The organism is Paraburkholderia nemoris (assembly GCF_905221015.1).
Classification (GTDB): Bacteria; Pseudomonadota; Gammaproteobacteria; order Burkholderiales; family Burkholderiaceae; genus Paraburkholderia; species Paraburkholderia nemoris.
The window spans coordinates 142,026-166,509 of the sequence record NZ_CAJNBO010000020.1 but is presented as its reverse complement, the minus strand read 5'-3'; the positions used below and the strand labels follow the sequence as shown (position 1 = coordinate 166,509).

Sequence of the window (24,484 nt, the reverse complement as noted above, 5' to 3'; positions counted from 1 at the left end):
ATAGACGTCCTGCAACACCTCTCCCGGCGGCTTTAGTGGCTCAGCCGACGGGTCGTCAGGTGGGGGAATTTGAAGTGACCATACCCGGAGGAATTTGACCGACCGCCGGGGTTCCCCCATTTACCGGATGGACTGGTTTGTGTCGTTCGCGCCGTGCTGTTTATGGATCTCGTTGAATCTTGCAGGCTGATGCAGGATAACGAGGTCGAAGCAGCGCGGCGTTGGCGCGCGTTCAAGGCGCGGATCGAGAATGACTTGGTGCCGGCGCACGGCGGCCGCCTGATCAGAACCGAGGGCGACGGACTCATGGTCACGTTCGTGCGCCTGCAGGATGGACTCGCCGCGACCTTTGCAATCCAGCGCACGTCGCGCGAGGTCAACGCCGGCGAGCCGGCGAGCAAACACATGCTTTTGCGCATGGGCTTGCACTTCACGGAGTTGTACGAGGACGAGCGTGACGTGTACGGCCGCGGCGTCAACCTGGCTGCGCGCCTCTATACGCTGGCGGGACCGGGCGAGATCGTGGTGTCCGCGCAGGTACGGGATCAGCTGACTTCCGAACTGGACGCGGAAATCGACGACCTCGGCGAATGCCATCTGAAGCATTTCGAGCATCCGGTGCACGCCTATCGGATCGGTCCGCCCGGTCCGCGTCCGCTGATCGAGCGTGGCGCTGCTTTTTTGCCGGAGTTGCGGCCCACGATTGCGGTGATTCCTTTCATCTTGCGTGGCGGCGACGTAGCACAGCAGATGCTCGGCGAAGTGCTCGCCGACGAGATCATTTCCTCCTTGTCTCGCACGGCCGAGCTTCAGGTGATCTCGCGTTTGTCCACGACCGCGTTTCGCGAGCGCGGCGCGTCACTCGACGAAATCAGCGGCTTTCTCGGCGCGCGTTACGTACTGTCGGGCGCATATCGAATGTCGGGCGATCAGTTTGTGCTCGTCGCCGAGCTTGCCGAGGCCAAATCGCGTCACATTTTGTGGACTGAGAGCATCAGAGGCCGTACTACCGAGATCATGCTTGGCGAAGACGAGCTGATCGGCCGGGTGGTCGGTGGCGTCAGCAATGCAATCATCAATCGCGAACTGCATCGGGCACGATCGCAGGCGTTGCCCACGCTCGAAATCTCGACGCTGCTGATGAGCGCCATCGTGCTGATGCACCGCGGCGTGGCGGACGACTTCAACCGCGCGCGGGACATGCTGGAAGTGGTGATCGAACGTGCGGGCAGACAGGCATTGCCGCATGCATGGCTCGCCAAGTGGCATGTCTTGCGCTTCAATCGCGGTTGGACCGATGACCGCAGCGGCGAAGCACATGTGGCGCTCGAATGCACGCGACACGCGCTCGACGCCGATCCTGAGTGTTCACTCGCGTTGACTATCGACGGATTCGTGCACACGAATCTGCTCAAGCAGCTCGACGTCGCGCAGCAGCGCTACGCGCTCGCGCTCTCGGTCAATCCGAATGATTCGCTTGCATGGCTGCTCAAAGGCACGCTGCACGCATTCGAAGGCGAGGGCGAGGAGGCGGTCGACGCAACCGAGCGTGCCCTCAGGCTTTCGCCGCTCGATCCCTTGCGCTATTTCTACGAATCGCTCGGCGCAACGGCCGCGCTATCCGCAGGCCGCTACGAACGCGCGGTGGAACTGGCGCAACGGTCCCTGCGGGTGAACCGTACCAACACGTCCACGTTACGCGCGCTGGCGATCGCGCAGTCGCTGCTCGGCAACGTCGAGGCGGCACGTCTGACTGTCGGCGAAGTGCTGGCCATCGATCCGACGCTGACGGTGCAACGTTATCTCGAACGCTCGCCTAGCGGCGCATACAAGACCGGCAAGATCTGGTCGGAGGCACTTCGCCAGGCGGGATTGCCTGGTTAGATAAAAGAAGCAATGAATGCGGTGCTGGATCCCTGAGAGTGGAGACATATCGTGAGCGGACTTGGCGGTGCGGGTGGGGCAGGCGGAGCAGGAGGTGCGGGTGGTGCTGGTGGCGCGGGCGTTCCGCCCGGCGGTGGCGGGGCGGGGGGCGTCTATGATGCGGGCGGCGGCAGTTCGGGCGACCCGCGGCTTCTCGCGGAAGCGCTGATCGGACATCGCGACGGGATCGTGGGCAGTTGGCGGACTCCGGAACTGGTGACGCTCAACTTCGACAATCAGAAACTGCAGGATCTCCCTACCGCGCCTGCGCTCGACGATCCCGCTCAACTGTGGCGCTGGGAGCCCTGGGTCCGCGCGACGGTGCTCGATTTCGAACTGCTGAGCAGTCTGCGCTTTTCGTTTCCAAACCCTGCTACCGCCACGCTGTCTCACCGGGCAATCGCACAAGGCGGCGCGGACGTGGATATCGTCTCCTTGAGCCGCCCGGACGTGGCCGTTTTCACGAAACAACTCGACTGGCTGGACTTCTATTCGGACCTGCGCGAGGACCGCGCCGCGGAGATACTGTGTCAGATGGGTCCGCAAGTGGCGTTCTGGAGCACTCTCATCTTTCTGCACCCGAGCCGCACGCCGAAGACGCTCGAACTGCTCGATACCGCTGTGCGATTCGCGATCTTCGCGGAAATTCGTTTCAAGCACGCGATCGCGGCACAAAGGCCGATCGAGTATTCGACCCAGGTCCAGCCGATGATCCAGACGCCAGGGCATGGCTCGCTACCAAGCGGCCATTCGACCCAGGCGTTCATTATCGCGGTAGTGCTGTGCGCATTGTTCAATGAGGGGCCCGGCTCCGTATTCCAACAGCAGGTGATGAGGCAGGCGTACCGCGTCGCGGTGAATCGCACGGTAGCGGGTGTGCATTTTCCGATCGACAGCATTGCGGGGCACGTGCTCGGTACTTCACTCGGGGAATACTTTGTTGCGCGGTGTAAGCAAAAGCTTGGCGGCAACGGCATGATTACTCCGCGCTATTTCAAGGGCAACAGCATCAACGCCAATGGTCCGCGCGGCAACCCGGACTTCGACTATCACGAGCCGCTGAGCAACACCGATGTCGCCACCTACATCCTGAACAATCCGGCCATGACCGCGCCACAGGTGCGAACCTATTTCTCGTTCATCGACTGGGACTCTACGCAAACGGCCGTGGATGGATCCGACATTCTGTCGTGGCTATGGAAACAGGCGGCGAGCGAGTGGACGGGCAAGAGTCTCCAGAACACGCGTTAGCCGTAAGCGTGTCGATGCGTGCGGGAAGGTTGGCAAATGAGGTGGCATGTGAGGTGGCATATGAGCGGGCAATCTTTGGCGGGTGGCGGCGCGTGGAGCGGTCTCAACTGGATCGGACGGGCTGCTAACAGCACTCGCGCCGACCCCTATCTGGCGTGGGCGGACACAACGGCGTTTGCTCACCTCGGAGGGCAACCCACGTGGGTGCGCGTCATCCTCGAACTGGAAGCGCGCTGGCCAGGAGCGGCCGCTACGCCCCTTACCGCGCAGACGTTCGCGGAGAGTCTGGAAAACGGCAACGCCACGTGGAAGGTGTGGATTCAGGTATCGACCGTGTATCGCTATCCGCCGCATGATCTGGAAGCGTCGCGCTTCCTGACTGCGATCGTGACAAAGCAGTTCTTCACCGAAATCGATGGCGCCATGAAGGGCGTCGTGAAGCGCTTCGAGCTCGGGATGCCGATCGCTCCTGGCGACGCGGCGCCGTCTTTGGCTCCCGGTTCCGCAGCACCCGTGCCGGGAACGGCGCCCGTCTTCGGTCCCATTGCTCAACCGGGCGCCGCGTCCACTGACGCGGCGGACCAGCCGCACGCCGTGTTCATGGGTGTCATGGACGACGGCCTGGCGTTCGCTCACGAACGCTTTCGTTCCGTCGCCGATATTCCGTTGACCCGTATCGAATACTTCTGGAATCAAGATGACGCAGCGGCGCCGCCGCTCGGCGTGCACTACGGGCGTGAGCTAGCCGGCGCCGACATAAACGGCTTGCTTAAGCAGTGCGTGACCAAAGGACTCGTCGATGAAGACGCCGTGTATCGACTCAACGGTTACGTCGGCGCACGCAAACGCTGGGCGCACGGCACGGAGGTCATGGATCTCGCGTGCGGCGTGAGGCACAACAGGATCGAGGCCGCCGCGTTGACCCTGGAAGGGGAGCGGACGGGAACGGTTCAACCGCCGCGCATCCTGTGCGTCCAGTTCAAAACGGCAGGGCGAACGATTCGCGACACGTCCGGGCTCTGGTTCGCCGTTCACGCGCTCGACGCGATCCGCTACCTCCTGCGTCGTGCCGACGATCTTGCCGACGGCGCAGAGTACTCGGTTGTACTCAACCTGAGCTACGGATATATGGCGGGTCCGCACGACGGCAGTTCGATCATTGAAAGCGCGATGGACGAACTGATCGGTCTGCATCGCGATCTATCCATCGTCGTACCCGCGGGAAACAGCAACATGCTGCGCTGTCACGCGGAACTCGAGGTTGAGAAAGGAACGTCGAGCCCGATCACTTGGAGGGTCCTGCCCGATTGCGCCACGCCTGGTTTTCTCGAGATATGGTTGCCGAAGCATGTCGATGCATCCAGCCTGACCGTTCAGATCACGCCGCCGGGGGGAGACAAGAGCCCCGCGTTTCCCGTCGAGAATCTCTACACGTGGCAACCGGGGCGCAATGTGCTGTGCACGGTGGTCTATCTGGACTGCGTCGCGACGGGGGACTGCAAGATGATCCTGATTGCACTCGCCCCTACGACGATGAATCAGTCTCAGCGCGATCCGGCGCCGGCGGGCAACTGGACCGTGACGCTGACGAACGGGTCGAGTGACGATCTGGAGATTCATGCGTGGGTGCAGCGTAATGAAACGGCCTACGGCTATCCACTGCGAGGGCGCCAGTCGCGCTTCGAGGATCCGGCATACAAGCGGTTTGTTTTTGGCGCCCACGTGCGGGACTTCGACGCAGGCAATCCGTGGACGTGGATCAAGCGTGGCGGCACGTTGAGTTCTATTGCGACCGGCGAGCACACCGTCGTGGTCGGTGCCTATCGCAGGACTGACGGACGCGCGGCGACTTACTCATCGACCGGACCTTCTCTTCTGGCGACGCAGCGATTGGGTCCGGATGCGGCGGCGGTCAGCGAAGACTCCGTCGCATGCGCAGGTGTGCTGGCTGCGAGTACGCGCAGCGGCTGCCTCGTTGCGTTGAGTGGAACCAGCGCCGCGGCGCCGCAGGTGGCACGCTTGCTGGCGAGGCAAAAAATCATCGAGCACGCGAATGGATTGCAGCCCAATACGTTCACGCCTCAGCCTTCCGCTCGCGTGTGGATTGAAACCGAGGCGAATTCCCTCGATCCGGATCAGGTCGCGTCGGTTCCTCACCTGCTAGGCTCATGTGTCGGCACGTTGAACCCACCGCCGGTAGCGATCGGTCAACACGCCTATGTGCCGCGTCTGCCTGCGATTCGGGCAGGCTCCGGCAGGTTGCCTTCGCCGCGCTGGAAGAAAAGAGGTATCAAGCTGTAGCGAAGCCGTTGCGCGACGAGGGCAGGGTCTTGTTCACCCGGCCCTCGTCGTGCGTTACCTGCGTCATGTGCATCACGTGCGTCCGCTGCAGGCATTCGCAGCGGACCGAAAGATCATTGGCCTCCCTTGAAAAGCTCCTGGAGCCTTGCCGCTTCTCCGTTCCGTTGCGAGCGCACGAGATCCTGATAGACATCGGCGCGGGTTTTGCCCTGTTGAGTCGCGGCGCCGCCCGACATCGAGTTGGTCGACATGTCGGGTCCTTGCGAACTGTTCATGATTTCGGTTGCCGTCGGCGTCTGTTGCGCGGTGGTGTCCTGCGCGTTTGCCTGCCATGAGCATGCGCAGAGCACGCCGCTGACCAGTAGAAATGCTGTCTTCATTTTGACTCTCCTTTAGAAGTGGCGGCGCCTGCACCCACTGCGCCGAACCGAAGCGCCGATGTGCGCCGTGTCCAGGGAGAAAGCGGGTCGCTCCGTGGAACGGAGTGAGTGCGATCGGGCGAGGTTGCAGAGACGCTTAGGCTGATTGCAGTATGTGTGTCGGGCGTGGGCCCGGCTATATGGCATTGGTGATAGACGACGAAGGACGCGCGGCGCGCCGGCTGCTACCTGTCCATGCGCTCGATATGAGGGTCACGCTGCACACCTGCGCTACGAACTGGAAACATAAGCTGTACTGCCTATATCACTCATCTTTTATCCGCTAGCCTGGCGACAAAACCGGTGTTTGATCTGACGGTTCTCGTTTCATCCTCTTCTGGACAATTTTTGCAAAAAGCACAATGATGTTTTGAGCAATGAGCTCACTTCATGGGATCGGTTCCAGTCTAATATCCGCTGGTCCTTTCATGCTGTGCTGTGCGTGGCGCCGGGCCGGACTTCGGACTCGTCTATAGTCCGCTGAAAACCGTCGACTGAGAGCGAGCCGAAATTGATCAATAAGAACCTGGTGCCGATGAACCCAGTGACCGGCGAAGAGATTGATTACTCGTTTGTCGACAGCACGTCGCGCCGGGCGATGCTCAAGACGCTTGCGATCGCCGCGCAACTCGCGTTTCTGTCGCCCGTTGCCGCATTCGCGCAGCCGTCGGTCCGGGAGACGGACTTCCTCGCGCTATCTAAGGCGCTCACCGGCCACGGGTCGATGAATCCAATCGTTGGCAAGCGCTTATATGCGGCGCTTGTCGCGAGCGATAGCACTTTCGCCGACCGCACAGCCAGGCTGACGGGACTGATGCAAGCAGGGCAGACGCCACAGCAGTTGCTCGCGCGGGCGAGTGGGGCGGGTCTGCGAGAAACGGTGCAGGCGATCGTCGCCGGCTGGTACACAGGGACCGTCACGCACGGCAACCGGTCGCAGTTGATTGCTTACGACGACGCGCTGATGTACAGCACGGTCAGCGATGGTCTCACCGTGCCGACGTACTGCTCGAACGGTCCGCTATGGTGGTCGAAAGCGCCGCCCGCTGCCGGCGTAGTCACGCCCGCCGAGGCCGCTAAAGCGCGTCTCGCACCGGCCCCTGCGCCCGTCACGAACAGGCAGGCCTGAAGATGAGAACGCCCACTATTTCAGACAATGGCGATGTCGCCGCAGATGTCGTCATCGTCGGTTCCGGCGTGGTCGGCGCGCTCATGGCCGACCAGCTGGTTCGCCAGGGGTATTCGGTTGTGATTCTCGAGGCGGGCTTGCGCATCGAGCGTGCAACCGCGGTCGAGAATTGGCGCAACATGCCGTTTCCGAATCGGGTCGGCTCGGATTTTCAAGGTCTTTATCCGCAGGCGAAGGCCGCACCCGCGCCGCTGTATTTCCCTCCCAACGACTATGTCGCCTTGAGCGGCCCGAGCGGAGGAAGTTTCAAGCAAGGCTATCTGCGCACGGTGGGTGGCACCACGTGGCACTGGGCGGCGTCATGCTGGCGCCATCTGCCGGTGGATTTCCGCATGAAGTCGACCTATGGTGTCGGCCGCGATTGGCCGATTTCCTACGACGACCTCGAACCCTACTACTGCCGCGCGGAAGAAGAACTCGGCGTTGCGGGTCCGAACGACCCGTCGCGTCAGTCGCCGACTGAACGCAGCCGTCCCTATCCAATGGACATGGTGCCGTGGGCATACGGCGACACGCGCTTTGCCGAAGTCGTCAATGCATACGGCTATCGCTCGATTCCGATTCCACAGGCGCGCAGCACGCGGCCATGGAACGGCCGACCGACCTGTTGCGGCAACAACAATTGTCAACCGATCTGTCCGATTGGTGCGATGTATAACGGCATCCATCACGTGCAAAGCGCGGAGCATCACGGCGCCAGGGTGCTCGCGGAGTCGGTCGTCTACAAGATCGATACCGACGAACATAACAACGTCACCGCAGTGCACTTCTACGACGCGAAGCGTCAATCTCACGAGGCCAAAGGGCGTGCGTTTGTGCTCGCATGCAATGGTATCGAGACGCCGCGCTTGTTGCTGCTCGCCGCGAACGCACGCAATCCGAACGGGATTGCGAACGCGTCCGACCAGGTCGGGCGGAACATGATGGATCACTCGGGCTTTCACTGCACGTTCCTCGCCAACGAGCCACTATGGTTCGGCCGCGGGCCCGCGCAGAGCAGTTGCATCGTCGGTCCACGCGACGGTGCGTTCCGCTCGAAGTATTCGTCGAACAAAATGATCCTGAATAACATCTCGCGCGTGGGACCGGCCACCGATCAGGCGCTCAAGCTTGGCCTCGTAGGCAAGGATCTCGATGACGAAATTCGCCGTCGCGCGATTTTCGGCGTCGATCTGTCGATTAGTCTCGAACCGCTGCCCGATCCGAACAACCGTCTTACGTTGAGCAAGACGCGGCGTGACCCGCTCGGACTTGCCTGTCCCGACATCCATTACGACGTCGGCGACTACGTGCGCGACGGCGCAACCGCGGCGCATGCGCAACTCGAACATATCGGCAAGCTGTTCGGCGCGGTGGAGTTCGAAATTACCACGAGCCTGAACGCGAACAATCACATCATGGGCGGCACGATCATGGGTTCCGATCCGAAAGACTCGGTGGTCGACGGCGACTGCCGCGCTCACGATCATGCGAACCTGTGGTTGCCGGGCGGCGGCGCGATGGCCTCGGCCTCGGTGGTGAACACGACGTTGTCGATGGTGGCGCTCGGCATCAAGGCTGCTGATTCGATCCAGAAGACCTTGCGGCAGGCCTGAGATGAATCAGCGATTCTTCAGCATTCGTCATGCATTCGACTCGGCGGAGAAAAATAGCCGCGCACTGATCGCATGTGCGGCGCTGGGTCTGGCGGGTACCGTGGGTACTCACGCCACGACAGCCATGGCACAGCAGGTCGCCAATTCGGTGACGCCGGCGCCCGCGCCGAACAGTGAAGCAGCGCTTATCAACCAGGGTCGTTTGCTGGCGATCGCATCGGACTGCATGGCTTGCCATACGGTCACGGACAAGGGCCGCGAGTTTGCGGGCGGTTACGGCATCGTCTCGCCGATGGGGACGATCTATTCGACCAACATCACGCCATCCAGACGCGCGGGCATCGGCAACTACACCGAAGCGCAATTCGCCCGCGCGTTGCGCGAGGGCGTTCGAGCCGACGGCGCGCATCTCTATCCGGCGATGCCGTACACCGCCTACACGGGCATGACCGATCAGGACATGCACGCCCTTTACACCTACTTCATGAAGGGCGTCGAGCCAGTCGACGAGGTTCCGCCGCAGACCGCGTTGCCGTTTCCGTTCAGCATCCGGCAGTCGATGATCGTCTGGAACCTGCTATTCCTGAAAGACCGCCGCTTTGCGGTGGACCCGCAAAAGAGCGTGGAATGGAATCGCGGCGCCTATTTGACGAATGTGCTTGCGCATTGCAGCGCATGCCATACGCCGCGCAACATGCTGATGGCCGAGGACCTGGAGCGGGGCTTCAGCGGCGCGCAACTCGGTCCGTGGTACGCACCGAACATTACGTCCGATCCAGTAAGCGGAATCGGTGCATGGAGCGATGCGGAAATCGTCGACTATCTGAAGACCGGACACGTAATCGGCAAGAACCATGCCGCCGGCGGCATGGCCGAAGCTGTACAGAACAGTCTGCAGTTTCTGTCCGCCGCCGATTTGCAGTCCATTGCGGTCTACCTGAAGAGCACGGCGCCGATCCGGACGCCAGGCGAGAGCCGGCCGGCATTTGGCATCGCCGGGCGAGGCGGCGATGAGGCGTCGCTGCGCGGCACGTCAAGCCAGAATAGCGTCGAAGCGCCGCGTTCCGGTGCTGCACTTTTTAGCGGCTACTGCGCGAGTTGCCATCGTCCGGACGGCGCCGGCAGCACAGACCAGAGCTATCCGTCGCTGTTCCACAATACGGCGACCGGTAGCCTGAATCCATCGAATCTGATCGCCGCGATCCTGCACGGCGTCGATCGCAAGGTCGGCGATCAGCATGTGTTGATGCCGAATTTCGGTGACGATTCCTTTGTTCAGCCGCTGACCGACGAACAGATTGCCGCGATCTCGAACTACGTACTGCAACGCTTCGGCAATTCGAACGTGACGGTCTCGGCGAATGACGTCGCCGTGGCGCGCAAGGGCGGTCAATTGCCGTTCCTCGCATGGGTGCAGCCGTTCCTCCCGGTCGCCGGCATTGCGGTGCTCGCCATACTGGCGTTCGGGTTTCTATGGGGCAAGCGGCGCAGCCGTCGCCTGACGGCACAATCTTCGCGATAAGCCCTGCGGGGCTTATCGGATCGCTGTGATCAGGAATGTTGAGTGATCGGCCGGTTGAGCGGCTTGATCGGCGTGTCAGCAGCGTCACGCAAATCGTCGAGATCACGCCCGCGCGTTTCTGGTGTGAAGTAGGTTGTCACCACGCCGATCAGGCTGAGAATCGCGACGTAACTGGCAAGTGGAATCCACGCCAGAATCGTGCCCTCGTGTCCACCCCAGTGCAGCGTCGCCCAGGCGACCATGGATGCGCCGACGAGCGGCGCCACGCCGCCTGCGATGACGGCCGACACTTCGCGTCCCACCGCCACACCTGCATAGCGATGCTGCGCGCCAAAGAGCTCCGGCAGCAGCGCGCCCTGCGTCGCGAACATGCCCCAGACGCCGGCCAACGCGACGCACAACATCGCAATGCTTGCCGTGGCGTTGCCGAGGCTCAGCACCCACCAGGTCGGATAGGCCAGCAGCAATTGATAGACAGCGAAGGCGCGATAGACGGGGATGCGGCCGAACCGGTCGCTCGCCATGCCCGCCAGCGGGATGATGATCGCCCCCGAGGCGCCGGCGAGCAGCAGGGCGATCGGGCCGATCTGGCCTTTGAGACCGGTTGCGGTTGCGATATAGCTGATCGCGAGCGACTGATAGATCGACGAGCCGCCGTTCTCGGCCATGCGCAGGCCGATGACCTTGAGAAGCGTCGGCTTCGAATGCTGGATGAGGTGCCTCAACGGGTTCTCGTTGACCTCGCTGCGCGCTTCGAGTTTGGTAAACGAGGGCGACTCCTTGAGTTTCAGCCGGATCCAGATCGCTACCGCAATGATCACAATGCTCAACAGGAACGGCACGCGCCACAGCCAGCTTTGCGAAAGATCCTCGACGCGGACCAGCGCGAAGTAGATCGCAGCGGCCATAACGGTGCCGAGCAGCACGCCCATGAACGGCAACGCAGCGAAATAGCCGCGACGTTTGGCCGGGGCGTACTCGGCCATCAACACGGCAGCGCCTGCCTGTTCAGCGCCGGCGCCCAATCCTTGCAGCAGGCGGCATCCAACGAGCAGTATCGGCGCCCAGATGCCTGCGGAGGCATAGGTGGGCAAAAAGCCGATGAGCGTGCTTGCGATGCCCATCAGCAGGATCGTCGCCATCAGGACGAACTTGCGCCCATAACGGTCGCCGAGCGTGCCGAAGATGATGCCGCCCACCGGCCGGATGGCGAAGCCCAGAAAGTACGCGCCGAAGCTCGCGATCAGTCCGATGGCCGGCGTGCTCGACGGAAAGAAGAGCGGCCCGAAGATCAGCGCCGAGGCGAGGTTGTACAGCGCGAAGTCATAGTATTCGAGCGCGCTGCCGAGCGACGCCGCCCACGCGGCGCGATACAGGTCGGCGTTCGTGACTTCGTGCTTGCCGGCGCCGGAGCCGGCGGCATGGCCCGTGTCGCGCGGGTCTATCGCAACGGTGTGCTGATGTTTCATCTTGTCGTCTCCTCCAATCGGGATGCCATTCAGGTCATTTCACTCATGACCTGAACGGTCCGCTAGCCCACGTGTGCAATCTCGTCGAGCAGAGCCGTACTCATCGTCTCGAGCGGCGCGGGTTTGCCTGTGTACAGTTCGATCTGGCCGCAGAATTGATGTAGCAGCATTCGCGTGCCATCGACGACGCGGCACCCAAGCTCTTCGGCCTCGCGAATCAGCCTGGTGCGCACGGGGATAAACGCCGCGTCCATCACGAACAGATGCGGCGCAAGTTGTTCGGGCTTCAGCGGATTGACGTCGGGCGCGCGGAAGCCCGCGGCCGTCGCATTGACCACACCGTCAAAACCGGCCGCAGCGAAATCATTCAGATCGCCGCCGAAAGCGAGACCGAAGTGGCGCGCCAGTTCTTCTCCACGCGACGCGGTGCGGTTGAACACGGTGAGCTCCGCGCCCGCACGTTGTACCCCCCAGGCGATCGCGCGCGCCGCGCCGCCCGCGCCGAGCAGCGCGATGCGGCGGCCCGGCAGCGAGGTCACTTCCTCGAGTGCGCGCACGGCGCCCATGCAGTCGGTGTTATAGCCGGTCAGATGGCCGTCGCGATTGTCGATCGTGTTCACCGCGCCGATTTCGCGCGCCGTTTCGTCGAGTGCGTCGAGGTAGGGAATCACGGCCTGTTTGTGCGGCATCGTCACATTCAGGCCGCGAATGCCGAGCGTGCGCATCGCGTTTATCGCGCCGGCAATATCCTCCACACCGAAGCTCACGAAGGTGTAGTCGACGCCTAACGCACGATAAGCCGCGTTGTGCACCTTGACGTTGAACGTGAACGGCTGGCCGGCGAGCGAGCCGCATAGCGTCGGAATCGAGTGAGGCATGAAGGGCATGGACTGTTTCCCAGTGGTATTCAGTTGACGATGATCAGCGCGGGGTCGTACGAAGCGACGAAGGGCCGCCCGTTAGCGCGATCCGCTGTCCGGTGTCCTGCAGATGGCCGCCGTTCACCGCAAACATGGCGAGCTGCTTCTCGACGTTGAACTGCACGATCAGATGCTTGCTGTCGGCGGTAAACACGATGCCCTGCGCAGCTTCTCCACCCGGCGCCTCGGACATCTTCACGGCCTGGCCGTTGCGGATCGCGAAGAGCAGAACCTTGCCGCGGGCATGGCGTCCGGGGTTGTCCGGCGTGAGGTTCGAGCCGTCCATGGCCTGTGCGCCGATCCATTTGCCGTCGGGCGAGATCGCCACGCCTTCGGGCAACGAGGGCACCGTGATGTGTTGAACCGCGCGGAACGGCTCGTGCGATATGTCGATGAGCGTGATGGTGTCGGCATCCCCCGCGAGTTTGCCGGCGTAGGCGGGCAGGCCGGAGAGGCCGACGTCGCTCACGACGGCCCATTTGCCGTCGCTCGATACGTCGACGGTGTAGGGCGCCACGCCGCTTGACAGGCGCACGCCGCTATCGGTGACGTGGCCGTCCGCGATGTTCAGCACGGCAACGCCTTGCTCGTCGCGCAGTGCCACTAGCGCATGCTTGCCGTCGTGCGTGAAGCTCACGCCAGCCAGACGCTTCTGGCCGATCTTCAGCGTATCCACCTGCGTCACGCGGTTTCCGTCGATGCTGAGCACCACCACGCTGCCGTCGACGCATGCAACGAGCGCCAGCTTGCCGCTACGGTCGATGGCGATGCCCTGCGGATGGCTGCCGATCTCGAGCCGGCTAACGGCGGGCGGCGATGCCCGCAGATCGACTACCTGAACAAAGGAATCCATCAGCAGCTTGCCGGCGGCCTGATCGTAGCGGGTGGGCGCGCCGACCAGCGCTACGGCGGCGTCCGGCGTAACCGCGACCGCCTGCGGCGGTCCCTGGATGCCGTTCTCCACTTCCACCTGAAGCTTGACCTGCGGCGGAAAATGGCTGGCGTCGAGGAGCGTGAGCGTGTCGGCTTGAGGATTGGCTGGATAGGTATCACGTCCCTCGACGCGTTGATACTTGCCGTCGTTGCCCGAGACGATCCAGTCCGCGGCGTGCGCGGCGCATGCCGCGAGGGCGATTGTCAAACCGGCGAGCGTCTGCGCGCCCCGTGTCCGGTTCGGGATGAATGAATGCATGTCGATGTCTCCGATCTTGTGTTTTGTGGCGTGCTGCCGTAGTGGACGGCGTCTCTCAGGCCCGCAGGCTGCGCCGCGCATCCCATGATGCGCCACGGTTGCCTCGAATGCCCACCAGTTCAACGCAAGCGCAGCAAACGCGCCAATAGTCTTTCATGACGTTGTTATCATGATTCGTGATGACAAGCGCCCGCTTGCGGAGAGACACCATGGAATTGAAGCACCTGCGCGCCTTCGTAGCGCTGGCTGAAGAGCTGCATTTTGGCCGCGCGGCGCAGCGCCTATGTATCGTGCAGCCCGCGCTGAGCATGCAGATCAAGGCACTGGAAGGGGAACTGGAGGTACGGCTCTTCGAGCGTGACCGGCACAACGTCGCGTTGAGCGACACCGGGCGGCTCTTTCTGCCCGAAGCGCGCGCCACGCTTCATCAGGCGAAGCGCGCGGAGCAGACCGCGAGGCTTTCCGCGCGCGGGGAGATTGGCGTGCTGCGCATTGCGTTCGTGTCGTCGGTCCTGCCTAAGCTGCTGCCCGATCTGATCCGCAGTATGCACGCACGCTATCCGCTCATCACGCTGGAGTTGAAGGACCTGACGACGCCGGACCAGATCGCGGCGCTGCACGACAACAAGCTCGACTTCGGCCTGCTACGCATGCCTGTGAGCGGCTCAGGACTCGAAACGCGCGTCGTGCTCGAAGAATCGTTCGTGGTGGCGGTGCCCGAAGATCACGCGTTAGCCGCAAAGCCTTTGATTCATCCGACTGACCTGAGCGGCTCGCCCGCTTTCGTGCTCTCGCGGCGATACGCGCCCGGTTTCTACGACGAGATGCTCGTCGCGCTGACACAGCAGGGGGCGGTGCTCAACATCGCTCAGGAGCTGGGTGAATTCCCGACCATGCTGGCGCTGGTGGCGGCAGGGCTCGGCATCGGCGTCATTCCAGCCGAGGCGGCGCTGGCTTTGCCGCCCAAGGTCGTGGCGCGTCCGCTCGATCTTCCCGGTCACCGGACCGGTATCGGTCTTGCATATACGCGGCTTGATAGTCCGGCAAAACGGGCGCTCTTCGAAGTGATGGAGCATTGCGCCAGCGATGCACGGGAGAACTGAGTTCACGTGTCCATGCACTAAAGCCACTCAACCCTCGAGCAACGCTTGCGCGAGCCCTCCCAGCCGGCGGACGCCGTCTTCTATGCGATGGTCCCAGGCATGCCCAGCGCTCAGCCGGAGGCAATTGCGAAAGCGCCGGCTTGCGGAGAAGACATCACCGGGCGCGAAGCAAATGCCTTGTTCGAGCGCTTCGTCGAAGAGCGCGCGCGAGTCGAAGCGCCTCGGCAGTTCCAGCCAGAGCATGAAGCCGCCTGCTGGCCGGCTCACTTTCGTGTCGGCCGGGAAGCTTGTCTCGATCGCACGTGTCATGCGCCCGAGGTTCTCTTCGAAGATGCGCCGGACGCCGCGCAAGTGTGCATCGTATGCACCGCTCTCCAGAAAGTCTGCGAGCGCGACCTGCGGCAGAACAGGGCAGCAGAGGCTGAATGCCAATTTGCGCTCCATCACCTGTTGCGCATAGGCGCCCGCCACAATCCAGCCGACCCGGTACCCGGGTGCAAGGCTCTTCGAAAACGAGCTGCAGTAGATCGTATTGGCGCCGCCGTCGAGCGCGATGAACGGCTTGGGCCGCTCGCGGCCGAAGTGGATGTCGCCGTAGACGTCGTCTTCGATCAGCGGCACGGCATGCTGCGCGAGCAGCGCAAGGAGTGCCCGCTTGTCGGCTTCGGCCATCGCGCAGCCCAGCGGGTTGTTGAAATTCGACGACAGTACGCAGGCGGCCACCGGTTCCGTATCGAGCAGGCGGGCGAGCGCGTCGACGTCGATGCCGCGCGTCGGGTCGGTGGGCAGCTCGAAGGCCTTCATGCCCAGCACTTCGAGAGTATGGAGGAGGCCAAAGTAAGTGGGCGATTCGATCGCAATCGAATCGCCCCGTTTGGCGACGGCGGTCAGCGCGAGCGTCAATGCCTCGGTGCAGCCGTTCGTGATGAGCAGGTCGTCGGGTGACAGCGCGTGCCCGAAGTGCATCGCCCGTTTCGCGATTTCGCGGCGCAGGCGCGGGTCGCCTTGCGGTGCGCAATAGATGTTGTAGCGCGTGCCGTGTTGACGTGCGGCACGCGCGAGCCCAAGGTCGAGCCGCTTTGACTGCAGCAGCGCCGCGTCGGGTACGGCGCAGCCGAGCGGCACCAGCGCCGGATTCGATACGTGCTCGAGCAATCCCGCGACGGCGCCGCTGATCGACACCGTCGACGCTTTCGCGCGCGGCCGCGAGACCGACGGCAACGCGAGTGCGCCGCGGCGCGAGCCCGCGACGTAAAAGCCTGACTGCGGCCGCGCGACGAGGATGCCGCGATCTTCGAGCAGGCGATACGCCTGTAATACCGTGGAGATGCTGATGCTGTGCTGTTCGCTGACGGCGCGCACGGATGGCAGACGCGTGCCCGCCGCGAGCGCGCCATTGTCGATCATGCCGACGATGAGCTCGGCCAGGCGCTCGTAGCGGTACGGAGTGGGCGTGTCCATGTCCATGGAAGGGCTCGCAACGGGGTGATCGGTGTAATCCACGATTATCGACCCGGCGCCCCGGCTCGCCAAGAGGAATTGTGATGGTCCATTTTGCGGAAAATTGTGACTGTTATGGTCGACCGGTGGGCGCTACGATGCAGGCGTTGCGATCGCGTCTGAAGGAGCCGGGGTGCTGCGTACAGCGATAAATGCTGTCGGAGCCAGGCTGGAACGGCTGTCTGGCTGCTTGCAACGGATCGTCTGACAAACAATTCACAGCAAACGCAAGGCAAAAGCATGCAGGGTATTCAACGGAATCTCGACGAACGACAACAGGCTGGCCTCAGCGAATCGAATCCCGAGGCGTGGCGCGGGCGATTTCCGCGCAACGAGATCATTTCACTTCTCAATGTGAACCGGCCGTTCAACCTGGCGGAGAGCACGTCGCAGGACTTGACGCTCGGCGAACTCCTGTCTCTGCCGGGTCTCGAGGATATCCGCAATCTGAAGCTCGGCTATGGCACATCCGCTGGTTCGGTCGCGCTTCGCGAGGCAATTGCCGAGGGCTGCAAGGTGCCAGCCGAGCAGATCATCACGACACAAGGTACTGCGCTCGGTCTGTTTCTTCTCGCTTTCGAAGTTTGCCGATCGGGCGACGAAGCAGTCCTCGCGACACCCTGCTTTCCGCCGAGCCGTGATTGCCTGCTCGGCGCCGGTGTTAGTGTCCGCGAGGTCAAGCTGTCATTCGAGCATGGCTATCGGCTGGACCTGGAGCAGATCGAGGCAAGTCTGTCGCCGAAAACGAAGCTGGTCAGCATCGCTTCGCCACAGAATCCGGCGGGTATCCAGACGTCCCGTGCCGACGTCGAGAAACTTCTCGTCTTGATGGAAAAGCGGGCTCCTGACGCGATACTTTTTATCGACGAGACCTATCGGGAAGCCACCTATGGCGACAATGCGGCGCTCGAGAGTTTCGCGGGACTGGATGCACGTATCGTCACCGGCGCGTCGGTGTCGAAGGCGCTCGGCGCGCCGGGCTCGCGCACGGGTTGGCTCACCGTGGAGAACGCGGATCTGCGGGAGCGTCTGGCCGTCGCCAAAATGAACACCGTGATATCGGGTTCGGTTCTCGACGAGACGCTCTCCACAGCGCTTCTGCGCAACAGGGAAGGCGTGCTCGCACCGCGACGCCGCTTGCTCGCCGCTGCGCTCCATGAACTGGCGCTTTGGTGCGAGAGCGAGGACGAGCGTATCGAGTGGGTGCGTCCTGACGCCGGCGCGTTGTGCTGCCTGCGCCTGCGTGCCGACGCATTCGACGAAGTTGCTGTCGCGCGTTTCTGGGATCTGCTGCCGGGTCATGATTTGCAACTCGCATCCGGCGCGTGGTTTGGCGAAAGCAGCCGTGTATTCCGGCTAGGCTTTGGCTACCTGCCGCCTGCGCGTCTCGGACCCGCACTGTCGGCACTTTCAACGGTCATGGACGCCGCTACGGCGTGACTTGTCGGCATAGGCTGGAATGAATCGCCACGCCTAAGGGCGGGCGAGCGGAATCTTAACTACTGGACATGTGGAGCACAGCTATGAAAGTAAGAATCGCATATCTCGAGGAACCGCCGTTCTACTGGACGGGTGAAGATCATTCGGCGACGGGCGCCGACATCGAACTGGCCGAGGTGGTGCTTCGGGCGATCGGTGTGACCTCAATCGAACATCAGTTGACCTCGTTCGAAGAACTTCTGCCTGGTGTGCAGGAAGGCCGGTGGGACATGAACGTACCCATTTTCGTGACCGCTGAGCGCGCCGAGCGCGTTGCGTTCAGCGTGCCGGTCTGGGCGCTGGGCGACGGCTTTCTGCTTCGTCAGGGCAATCCGAAAGCGCTGACGAGCTATGCGACCGTTGCAGCGCGCAACGACGCGCGGCTTGGGATCGTCGCCGGGACAGTTCAGCTCGACTCTGCAAAGTCGGTCGGCGTGAGGGATAGCCAGATAGTGGCGTTCAAGGGCCAAACCGAAGCGATCGACGCGCTGCTTGCGGGAAAAATCGACGCCTACGCGAGCACGGCGGTTGGCAGCCGTGTTCTTGCCAGCGCCAATCAGGAACTGGAAGTGGTGGCGCACGAAACGAGCAAGGATGGCAGAGCGCCTGTCGGCGCGTTCTCGTTCAGCAAGAACAATCCTGACTTTCTACGGGCGGTGAATGAGCAACTTCGCAAGTACCTCGGTTCGGCTGATCACCGTGCCCGCATGGCGAAGTACGGGCTCACGCAGACGGAGCTCGACAGCGTCAGCGCAACCTGAACGCAACGTCAGCGCAGCCTGTGCGGAATGATCCAGCCCCAGTCACTCAGGTATTTCGCCGAAGTCGCGCGCACGGGTTCGCTAAGACATGCTTCGGAGACGTTCTTCGTTGCACCCAGCGCGATCAGCAAACAGATTAGCAATCTGGAAAAGGAACTCGGCGCGGCGTTGTTCGACCGCTCACCGCGCGGCGCGACGCTAACCGCGGCCGGCCAGCTATTGCTCGACTACGTGAACGCCAACACGCGCCACGTCGAGCAGTTGCACGCTGCAATGGACGACCTGAGCTCATTGCGCCATGGCGTGGTGAGGATTGCGCTGGTCGAAGCTGCCGTCCATAGCTTCATGCCCGACCTGATTACGGAGTTCTCGCGTGACCACCCGGGCATTGCGGTGCATCTCGAGGTCTGCGGAACCGCACAGATTGTCGACGCGCTCGTCGATCATCGCGCCGAGATTGGCATGGCATTCAATGTCCTCAATCGCGACGACATCAATCTTCATGGCCGCTCGATCCAGCCATTGCAGATGATATGCCGGCCGGCGCATCCACTCGCCGGCCGTAAAACAGTGGCCATGTCCGAACTGGGTAACGTGAGGGTTGCGTTGCCGGCGCGGACATTCGGCATTCGCTATCTGATCGAAAAAGCTGCCGAACGGGCGAACGTCGCGCTTCAGGTTGCGATCGAAGCCAACTCACTGCAGGTCATCAAGAACCTCGTCAGGCAATCGGATCTTGTCAGCTTCATGCCGCCGCTTACCCTCGAGCAGGAGACGGCCCACGGATGGTTACGGGCAGTACCGCTGGACGAGCGCGATTCCGGGGCGGCGACCATCGACGTGATCAGCTTTCGCGGGCGGCAACTGTCGGTCGCGGCACAGCGTTTCCTCGACCTTCTGATCCGGCGTCTCAGGACAAGCCACCAGTCTCCCTGACCAATCACCCCCAGTGTTCTGTTTTTGTGACGATAGACGTCACTTCGAACGCCTTCCCCGGGAAATTTGTATCCCATCTAATGCATTCATCACGTGGGGCCGAGCCCGGGCACCACGAACCGAGTGAGGGACATGATGAATGTTGGATTGATAGGATGCGGCGCCATCGGTAGCCTGCTGTACGACTTGTTGAGCCGGTACGTGCCGGCCGTCCGTGTCGTGGCTATCTATGAACGGGACACACATCGCGAGGGCGCGCGCAAGGCGCTCGACGCCGGCGCCCGGATTGTCGATAGCGTTGGCGACTTCCTTGAGAGTGATCTCGACCTCGTCGTCGAATGTGCAGGCCATGAAGCGTTGCGCAACCTGGGGCCGTCCGTGCTGGCGGCAGGGCACGACATGCTCGTCGCCTCGGTCGGTGCGTTGGCGGATCCGACGCTCGAGACGCTATTGATCGGTAGCGCGACCGCTGCAGGGGCGCGTTTGCGCATTCCCTCCGGCGCGCTGGGCGGGCTCGACGCGCTTGGCGCGGCGAAGTTCGCCGGCCTGCACGAGGTGCGCTACGAATCGCACAAGGCGCCGGGCGCCTGGCGGGGCACGCCCGCCGAAGCGCTGGTTGTGCTCGACGACATCGAGCGGCCGACCGCCTTCTATGAGGGCACGGCGCGAGATGCGGCGCGCCTCTTTCCACAGAACGCCAACGTGGCCGCTGCGGTCGCGCTGGCCGGCGTCGGCTTCGATCGGACCAGGGTGGTGCTGTATGTCGATCCGCTTGCCACCGGCAACACGCACCGGATCAAGGCCGAAGGCGATTTTGGCCACATCGACATTGCGGTCACGGGCAAGACCCTGCCGAGCAATCCCAAAACCTCGATGCTGGCGCCGTGCAGTCTCGTACGTGCGATCGCAGACCTCAACCAGACCCTGGTCGTCGCATAGCCGACGAGAGCGCTTCTCGTCGGATCCCCACGCGGATTCGCAGTGAGCGGCCAAAAATAAAAACACCGATCATAGATAAGGATGCCAAATGAAATATTACATTGAGACGCAAACCCAACCAACCGACGCCGTGCGCAGCCCCTATGACGGCGCTGTGGTCGGTTATATGCCGATTGCCGATGCGGACGCTGTCGAACGATCGATCGAACGCGCACAAGCCGCATTCGAGATCATGCGCCAACTGCCTCGATTCACCCGCGCGGATATTCTGCAACGCGCGGCGGACTTGATCGAATCACGGCGCGACAAGTTCGTGCGCACGATCGCGGCGGAGTCGGGCAAGCCCTTGTACGATGCGCGCGGCGAGGTTTCGCGTGGCATCTTCAACTTGCGTAACGCGGCTGCCGAAGCGCGGCGCAGTCATGGTGAAGAAGTACCGCTCGATGTCGACGCGGGCGTTTTCGAATACCAGACCACCGATGCCAGCGGCAGCGCTACGGAATTGTCTCGTCTCGATCTCGACAAACTGGCGGACATGCGGCGTCGCGTGGGTATTGCAAGGCGTTTTCCGATTGGTCTCATCCTGGCGATCTCGCCGTTCAATTTTCCGCTCAATCTTGTCCTGCACAAAGTCGCGCCGGCGATTGCGGTAGGCAATGCCGTCGTGCTGAAGCCCGCACCGCAAACACCGCTCACGAGCCTTCTGCTGCAGGAAGTTATGCGCGATGCGGGTCTGCCCGATGGCGCGCTGGAAGTGTGTCACTGCAGTATTCCTCTTGCGGAGTCGATGGTCCGGGACGACCGCTTCGCCATGGTGACCTTCACGGGCAGTGCCAAAGTCGGCTGGCATATCAAATCGATTGCGGGCCACAAGAAAGTCGCGCTTGAGCTCGGCGGCAACGGCACGGTGATCGTGGCGGAAGACGCGGATCTTGACCTTGCAGCGGCGCGGTGTGTTCGTGGCGGCGTGGTGTTCGGTGGGCAGTATTGCATTGGTGTACAGCGCATTCTTGTGCACGAGAACGTACGCGCCCAGTTCGAGGCCAGGCTGCTCGACAAGGTGCGTGCGTGCAAGGTCGGCGATCCGATGGAAGAGGGCATCGACGTGGGTCCGGTGATCGACGAGAAGTCGGCTATCCGCATTCAGGGCTGGATAGACGCAGCGCTGACCGGCGGCGCGCGTCTGCTGGCCGGTGGCCCGCGTGTCGGCGCAGTCGTGCAGCCGACCGTGCTGGCGGATACCCAACGCGGAATGCTGGTCGAGGACGAGGAAATCTTCGGACCCGTACTCACGCTCAATAGCTATCGCACATTCGATGAAGCTGTAGAGCGTGCCAACGATTCACGCTATGGCTTGCAGGGCGGCCTGTTCACACGGGACCTGCAGCGCGCGTTCCGGGCGCTGGAGAAATGGGATGTGGGCGGCCTGATGATCAATGACGTGCCGATCTATCGCATCGACAACATGCCTTTCGGCGGCTGGAAGGAATCCGGCACCGGCCGCGAGGGCACACGTTACGCGATGGACGAGATGTCGGAAATCAAGCTGCTCGTGATCAACTATTCGTGAAGCCAGGTCGCGCGTTTCGCTGAACGCTGCGAAACGCGTCTTCCATGCCCTCTTCCAGGATCCAACATGTCGACGTCTCCCCTGAACATCCCCTCCTGTGACCTCGAAGATGACGCCCCGACCGGGCGCAGTCTCTATAGCAAGCTCACATGGCGTCTCGCCCCATTCCTGGGTCTATGCTTCTTTGCCGCGTTTCTGGACCGTGTGAATGTAGGCATTGCCAAGCTGCAGATGCTCGATTCACTTGGATTCAGCGAAACGGTGTACGGGCTCGGCGCCGGACTGTTTTTCGTCGGCTATATCCTGTTTGAAGTGCCCAGCAACCTGATACTCGAGAAAGTCGGCGCCCGCTTCTGGATCGCGCGCATCATGGTCACATGGGGCGTGCTTTCAGGGCTGACGATGTTCGTGAAGACGCCCGGGCAGTTCTATCTCGTGCGTTTCCTGCTGGGCGTGGCGGAAGCCGGGTTCCTGCCCGGCGCACTGCTTTACCTCACCTACTGGTTTCCCGACGCGCGGCGCGGCAGGATTGTCGCACTCTTCATGGTGGGCTTGCCGCTGTCGAGTCTGATCGGCGCGCCGCTCTCAGGCTGGATACTGTCGATCTTTGACGGCGTGCATGGCTTGCGAGGCTGGCAGTGGCTGTTCGCGCTGGAAGCAATGCCTTCCGTGCTGCTTGGTGTGCTCGTTTATATCTTCCTGCCGAAAACGCACCAAGGTGCGCGTTTTCTCAGCGCTGCCGAACTCGCGAGGTTAAAGCGGGACATCGGAATCGATCGGGAGGAGAAGAAGGAGCATCGGCTGGCTCAGGCGTTTGCCAATCCGAAAGTATGGGTGGTGGGTTATCTCGACCTCTGCGTACTGCTCTGCTTCTATTCGATCAGTTTCTGGATGCCCACGATGCTGCGCGATGCCGGCGCGAGAAGTGCGATCGAGATTGGCGCGCTGATGGCAATCCCTAATGGCCTGGCGGTGGTCATGGTTCTGCTAACCGGGATCAGTTCCGACCGGTTCCGGGAACGTCGCTGGCATGTTGCCGTGCCCTTGCTGTGCTCAGCGTTTGGCCTGATCGCAAGCGCCTTTTTCCCGGGCAGCGTGCCCGCCATCGTCATCCTTCTCTCGGTGGCCAACGCCGGGGCCGCGGCGGCGATGCCGGTGATCTGGGCGCTTCCGTCAACGTTTCTTCGCGGCACGGCAGCAGCAGCCGGTATTGCATTCGCGTGCTCGATTGCCAATCTTGGAGGCTTCGCGAGTACCTATTTCCTTGGCTGGCTGAAAGACCGGACACATAGCGTGGGCACGGGTGTCATCACGTTCGGTATCTGCCTGCTGCTGGGTTGCGTGCTGGCGCTGGCAATGCCGAAGCGGGTCGTCAACCGGTGAGCGTTTGCCATTCTGGTCGGGCGAAATTGTAATGGTTGCATAGGCGAAAAACTGTGACTGTTACGGTTGGGCGGCACGCGCTACGATGCATGTGTTGCACTTGCATCTAAAGAATGCCCAGATGTCCACTGGAGTCAGACGAGGCGAACATGAAACGATCTTATAAAGTGGTTGACGTCTTCACCGTGAGGCCGTTTCTGGGCAATCCGGTGGCCATGGTATTGGACGCGGAGGGCATGACCACTGACGCGATGCAAGCTGTCGCGCGCTGGACCAACCTGTCAGAAACGACCTTTGTCCTTCCGCCCACAACAGCCGGGGCCGACTATCTCTTGAGAATCTTCACGCCGCGTAGCGAGCTTCCCTTCGCAGGACATCCGACTCTGGGCAGTGCTCACGCCATCGTGGAAGCGGGGCGTGTCACACCGCGCGAAAGCGGTCGATTGGTTCAACAATGCGGTATCGGTCTAGTTGAATTGACGCTCGAGGAGCGAGGCGCAGACCGCCTGCTCACGTTCAACCTGCCACCTGCGAAGTTGGAGCCGTTGCACGCGGAAGATGTGGCGGAGCTGGAGCTGATCCTCGGCTGCAAAGTGGACCAGAAGACTGCGCCAGGCATCGTGAATGTCGGCGCCATCTGGATCGTTGTGCATCTGAACGATGCCGCTGCCGTACTCAACCTTCAGCCGGATTTCGCCAGGTTGGCGGAGCTCGAGCGCCGCCTGGGCGTCACGGGCCTGACCGTATTCGGCCCGCGCGAGCATGGAGACGATGCTGCAATCGAAGTGCGCACCTTCGCGCCGTCCTGTGGTGTGGAGGAGGATCCAGTCTGCGGAAGCGGTAACGGCAGCGTGGCTGCTTTCCAGTGGCAGCGTGGACTGTTGCCGCCCGGCGGCACAGATTATGTGGCGGCTCAGGGACGGTGCGTCGGTCGAGATGGGCGAATCAAGGTGAGCGTGGATGCGAACGGAAATGTGCGCGTGGGCGGTTCCTGCGTCACATCTGTGGAGGGCTCGCTTACGCTCTAGACAG

At 62.3% G+C, this 24,484-nt stretch carries 19 protein-coding genes; 14 read left to right on the top strand and 5 right to left on the bottom strand.

Annotation, left to right across the window (positions count from 1 at the left end; all coding sequences use genetic code 11):
* Positions 1-162: 162 nt before the first annotated feature.
* From KHO33_RS28245 to KHO33_RS28235, 3 genes are read left to right on the top strand one after another with little or no spacing between them, the layout of a single operon-like run.
* Entirely contained in the window at positions 163-1,884 is a 1,722-nt protein-coding gene (locus tag KHO33_RS28245) for an adenylate/guanylate cyclase domain-containing protein (RefSeq protein ID WP_200566306.1), read from the top strand.
* A 51-nt stretch (positions 1,885-1,935) separates the two neighbouring features.
* Positions 1,936-3,174: a phosphatase PAP2 family protein gene (locus KHO33_RS28240; protein ID WP_200566304.1), complete on the top strand. Its 1,239-nt coding sequence runs from the start codon at positions 1,936-1,938 to the stop codon at positions 3,172-3,174.
* Between the two features lie 60 nt (positions 3,175-3,234).
* A complete protein-coding gene (locus KHO33_RS28235) occupies positions 3,235-5,475 on the top strand; it encodes a S8 family serine peptidase (protein ID WP_200566302.1) in 2,241 nt (746 codons plus the stop codon).
* A 113-nt stretch (positions 5,476-5,588) separates the two neighbouring features.
* On the opposite strand, the gene KHO33_RS28230 is transcribed toward KHO33_RS28235, so the two are convergent.
* Entirely contained in the window at positions 5,589-5,855 is a 267-nt protein-coding gene (locus KHO33_RS28230; protein ID WP_054035216.1) for a hypothetical protein, read from the bottom strand.
* A 550-nt stretch (positions 5,856-6,405) separates the two neighbouring features.
* Here KHO33_RS28230 and KHO33_RS28225 point away from each other — a divergent pair.
* Genes KHO33_RS28225 through KHO33_RS28215 form a run of 3 tightly spaced genes read left to right on the top strand, consistent with a single transcriptional unit; the run spans position 6,406 to position 10,200 of the window.
* Positions 6,406-7,023: a sugar dehydrogenase complex small subunit gene (locus KHO33_RS28225; protein ID WP_128576231.1), complete on the top strand. Its 618-nt coding sequence runs from the start codon at positions 6,406-6,408 to the stop codon at positions 7,021-7,023.
* Between the two features lie 2 nt (positions 7,024-7,025).
* On the top strand, positions 7,026-8,678 hold the full coding sequence (locus tag KHO33_RS28220) for a GMC family oxidoreductase (RefSeq protein ID WP_054035217.1): 1,653 nt from the start codon (positions 7,026-7,028) through the stop codon (positions 8,676-8,678).
* A 1-nt stretch (position 8,679) separates the two neighbouring features.
* Entirely contained in the window at positions 8,680-10,200 is a 1,521-nt protein-coding gene (locus tag KHO33_RS28215; protein WP_234480672.1) for a c-type cytochrome, read from the top strand.
* 29 nt (positions 10,201-10,229) lie between these two features.
* Here KHO33_RS28215 and KHO33_RS28210 read toward each other — a convergent pair whose 3' ends face one another.
* The 3 genes from KHO33_RS28210 to KHO33_RS28200 all read right to left on the bottom strand — a co-directional run bounded on the left by KHO33_RS28210 (position 10,230) and on the right by KHO33_RS28200 (position 13,781).
* Positions 10,230-11,669 (bottom strand): MFS transporter, encoded by a 1,440-nt coding sequence (locus KHO33_RS28210; protein ID WP_200566300.1) that lies wholly within the window; start codon positions 11,667-11,669, stop codon positions 10,230-10,232.
* 62 nt (positions 11,670-11,731) lie between these two features.
* Positions 11,732-12,556, bottom strand: coding sequence for a shikimate dehydrogenase (gene aroE / locus KHO33_RS28205; protein WP_234480671.1), 825 nt, complete (start codon positions 12,554-12,556; stop codon positions 11,732-11,734).
* A gap of 34 nt (positions 12,557-12,590) precedes the next feature.
* Positions 12,591-13,781, bottom strand: coding sequence for a YncE family protein (locus KHO33_RS28200; protein WP_200566298.1), 1,191 nt, complete (start codon positions 13,779-13,781; stop codon positions 12,591-12,593).
* Positions 13,782-13,990: 209 nt separating this feature from the next.
* Here KHO33_RS28200 and KHO33_RS28195 point away from each other — a divergent pair, with 209 nt between their 5' ends.
* A complete protein-coding gene (locus KHO33_RS28195) occupies positions 13,991-14,884 on the top strand; it encodes a LysR family transcriptional regulator (RefSeq protein ID WP_200566296.1) in 894 nt (297 codons plus the stop codon).
* 27 nt (positions 14,885-14,911) lie between these two features.
* Here KHO33_RS28195 and KHO33_RS28190 read toward each other — a convergent pair whose 3' ends face one another.
* Positions 14,912-16,351: an aminotransferase-like domain-containing protein gene (locus tag KHO33_RS28190; RefSeq protein WP_234475469.1), complete on the bottom strand. Its 1,440-nt coding sequence runs from the start codon at positions 16,349-16,351 to the stop codon at positions 14,912-14,914.
* 273 nt (positions 16,352-16,624) lie between these two features.
* Between KHO33_RS28190 and KHO33_RS28185 the strand changes: the two genes are divergently transcribed.
* The 7 genes from KHO33_RS28185 (at position 16,625) to KHO33_RS28155 (ending at position 24,480) form a co-directional block, all read left to right on the top strand.
* Positions 16,625-17,824 (top strand): pyridoxal phosphate-dependent aminotransferase, encoded by a 1,200-nt coding sequence (locus KHO33_RS28185; protein WP_200566292.1) that lies wholly within the window; start codon positions 16,625-16,627, stop codon positions 17,822-17,824.
* A gap of 83 nt (positions 17,825-17,907) precedes the next feature.
* The gene (locus KHO33_RS28180; RefSeq protein WP_200566290.1) at positions 17,908-18,624 is read left to right on the top strand and encodes a transporter substrate-binding domain-containing protein; all 717 of its coding nucleotides are present in this window, start codon (positions 17,908-17,910) and stop codon (positions 18,622-18,624) included.
* A gap of 27 nt (positions 18,625-18,651) precedes the next feature.
* The gene (locus KHO33_RS28175) at positions 18,652-19,560 is read left to right on the top strand and encodes a LysR family transcriptional regulator (RefSeq protein ID WP_200566288.1); all 909 of its coding nucleotides are present in this window, start codon (positions 18,652-18,654) and stop codon (positions 19,558-19,560) included.
* Between the two features lie 132 nt (positions 19,561-19,692).
* Positions 19,693-20,499: an aspartate dehydrogenase gene (locus KHO33_RS28170; RefSeq protein WP_200566286.1), complete on the top strand. Its 807-nt coding sequence runs from the start codon at positions 19,693-19,695 to the stop codon at positions 20,497-20,499.
* An 88-nt stretch (positions 20,500-20,587) separates the two neighbouring features.
* Positions 20,588-22,069, top strand: coding sequence for an aldehyde dehydrogenase family protein (locus KHO33_RS28165; RefSeq protein ID WP_200566284.1), 1,482 nt, complete (start codon positions 20,588-20,590; stop codon positions 22,067-22,069).
* 66 nt (positions 22,070-22,135) lie between these two features.
* On the top strand, positions 22,136-23,452 hold the full coding sequence (locus KHO33_RS28160) for an MFS transporter (RefSeq protein ID WP_200566282.1): 1,317 nt from the start codon (positions 22,136-22,138) through the stop codon (positions 23,450-23,452).
* 149 nt (positions 23,453-23,601) lie between these two features.
* Positions 23,602-24,480: a PhzF family phenazine biosynthesis protein gene (locus tag KHO33_RS28155; protein ID WP_200566280.1), complete on the top strand. Its 879-nt coding sequence runs from the start codon at positions 23,602-23,604 to the stop codon at positions 24,478-24,480.
* The last annotated feature ends 4 nt before the right edge of the window (positions 24,481-24,484 follow it).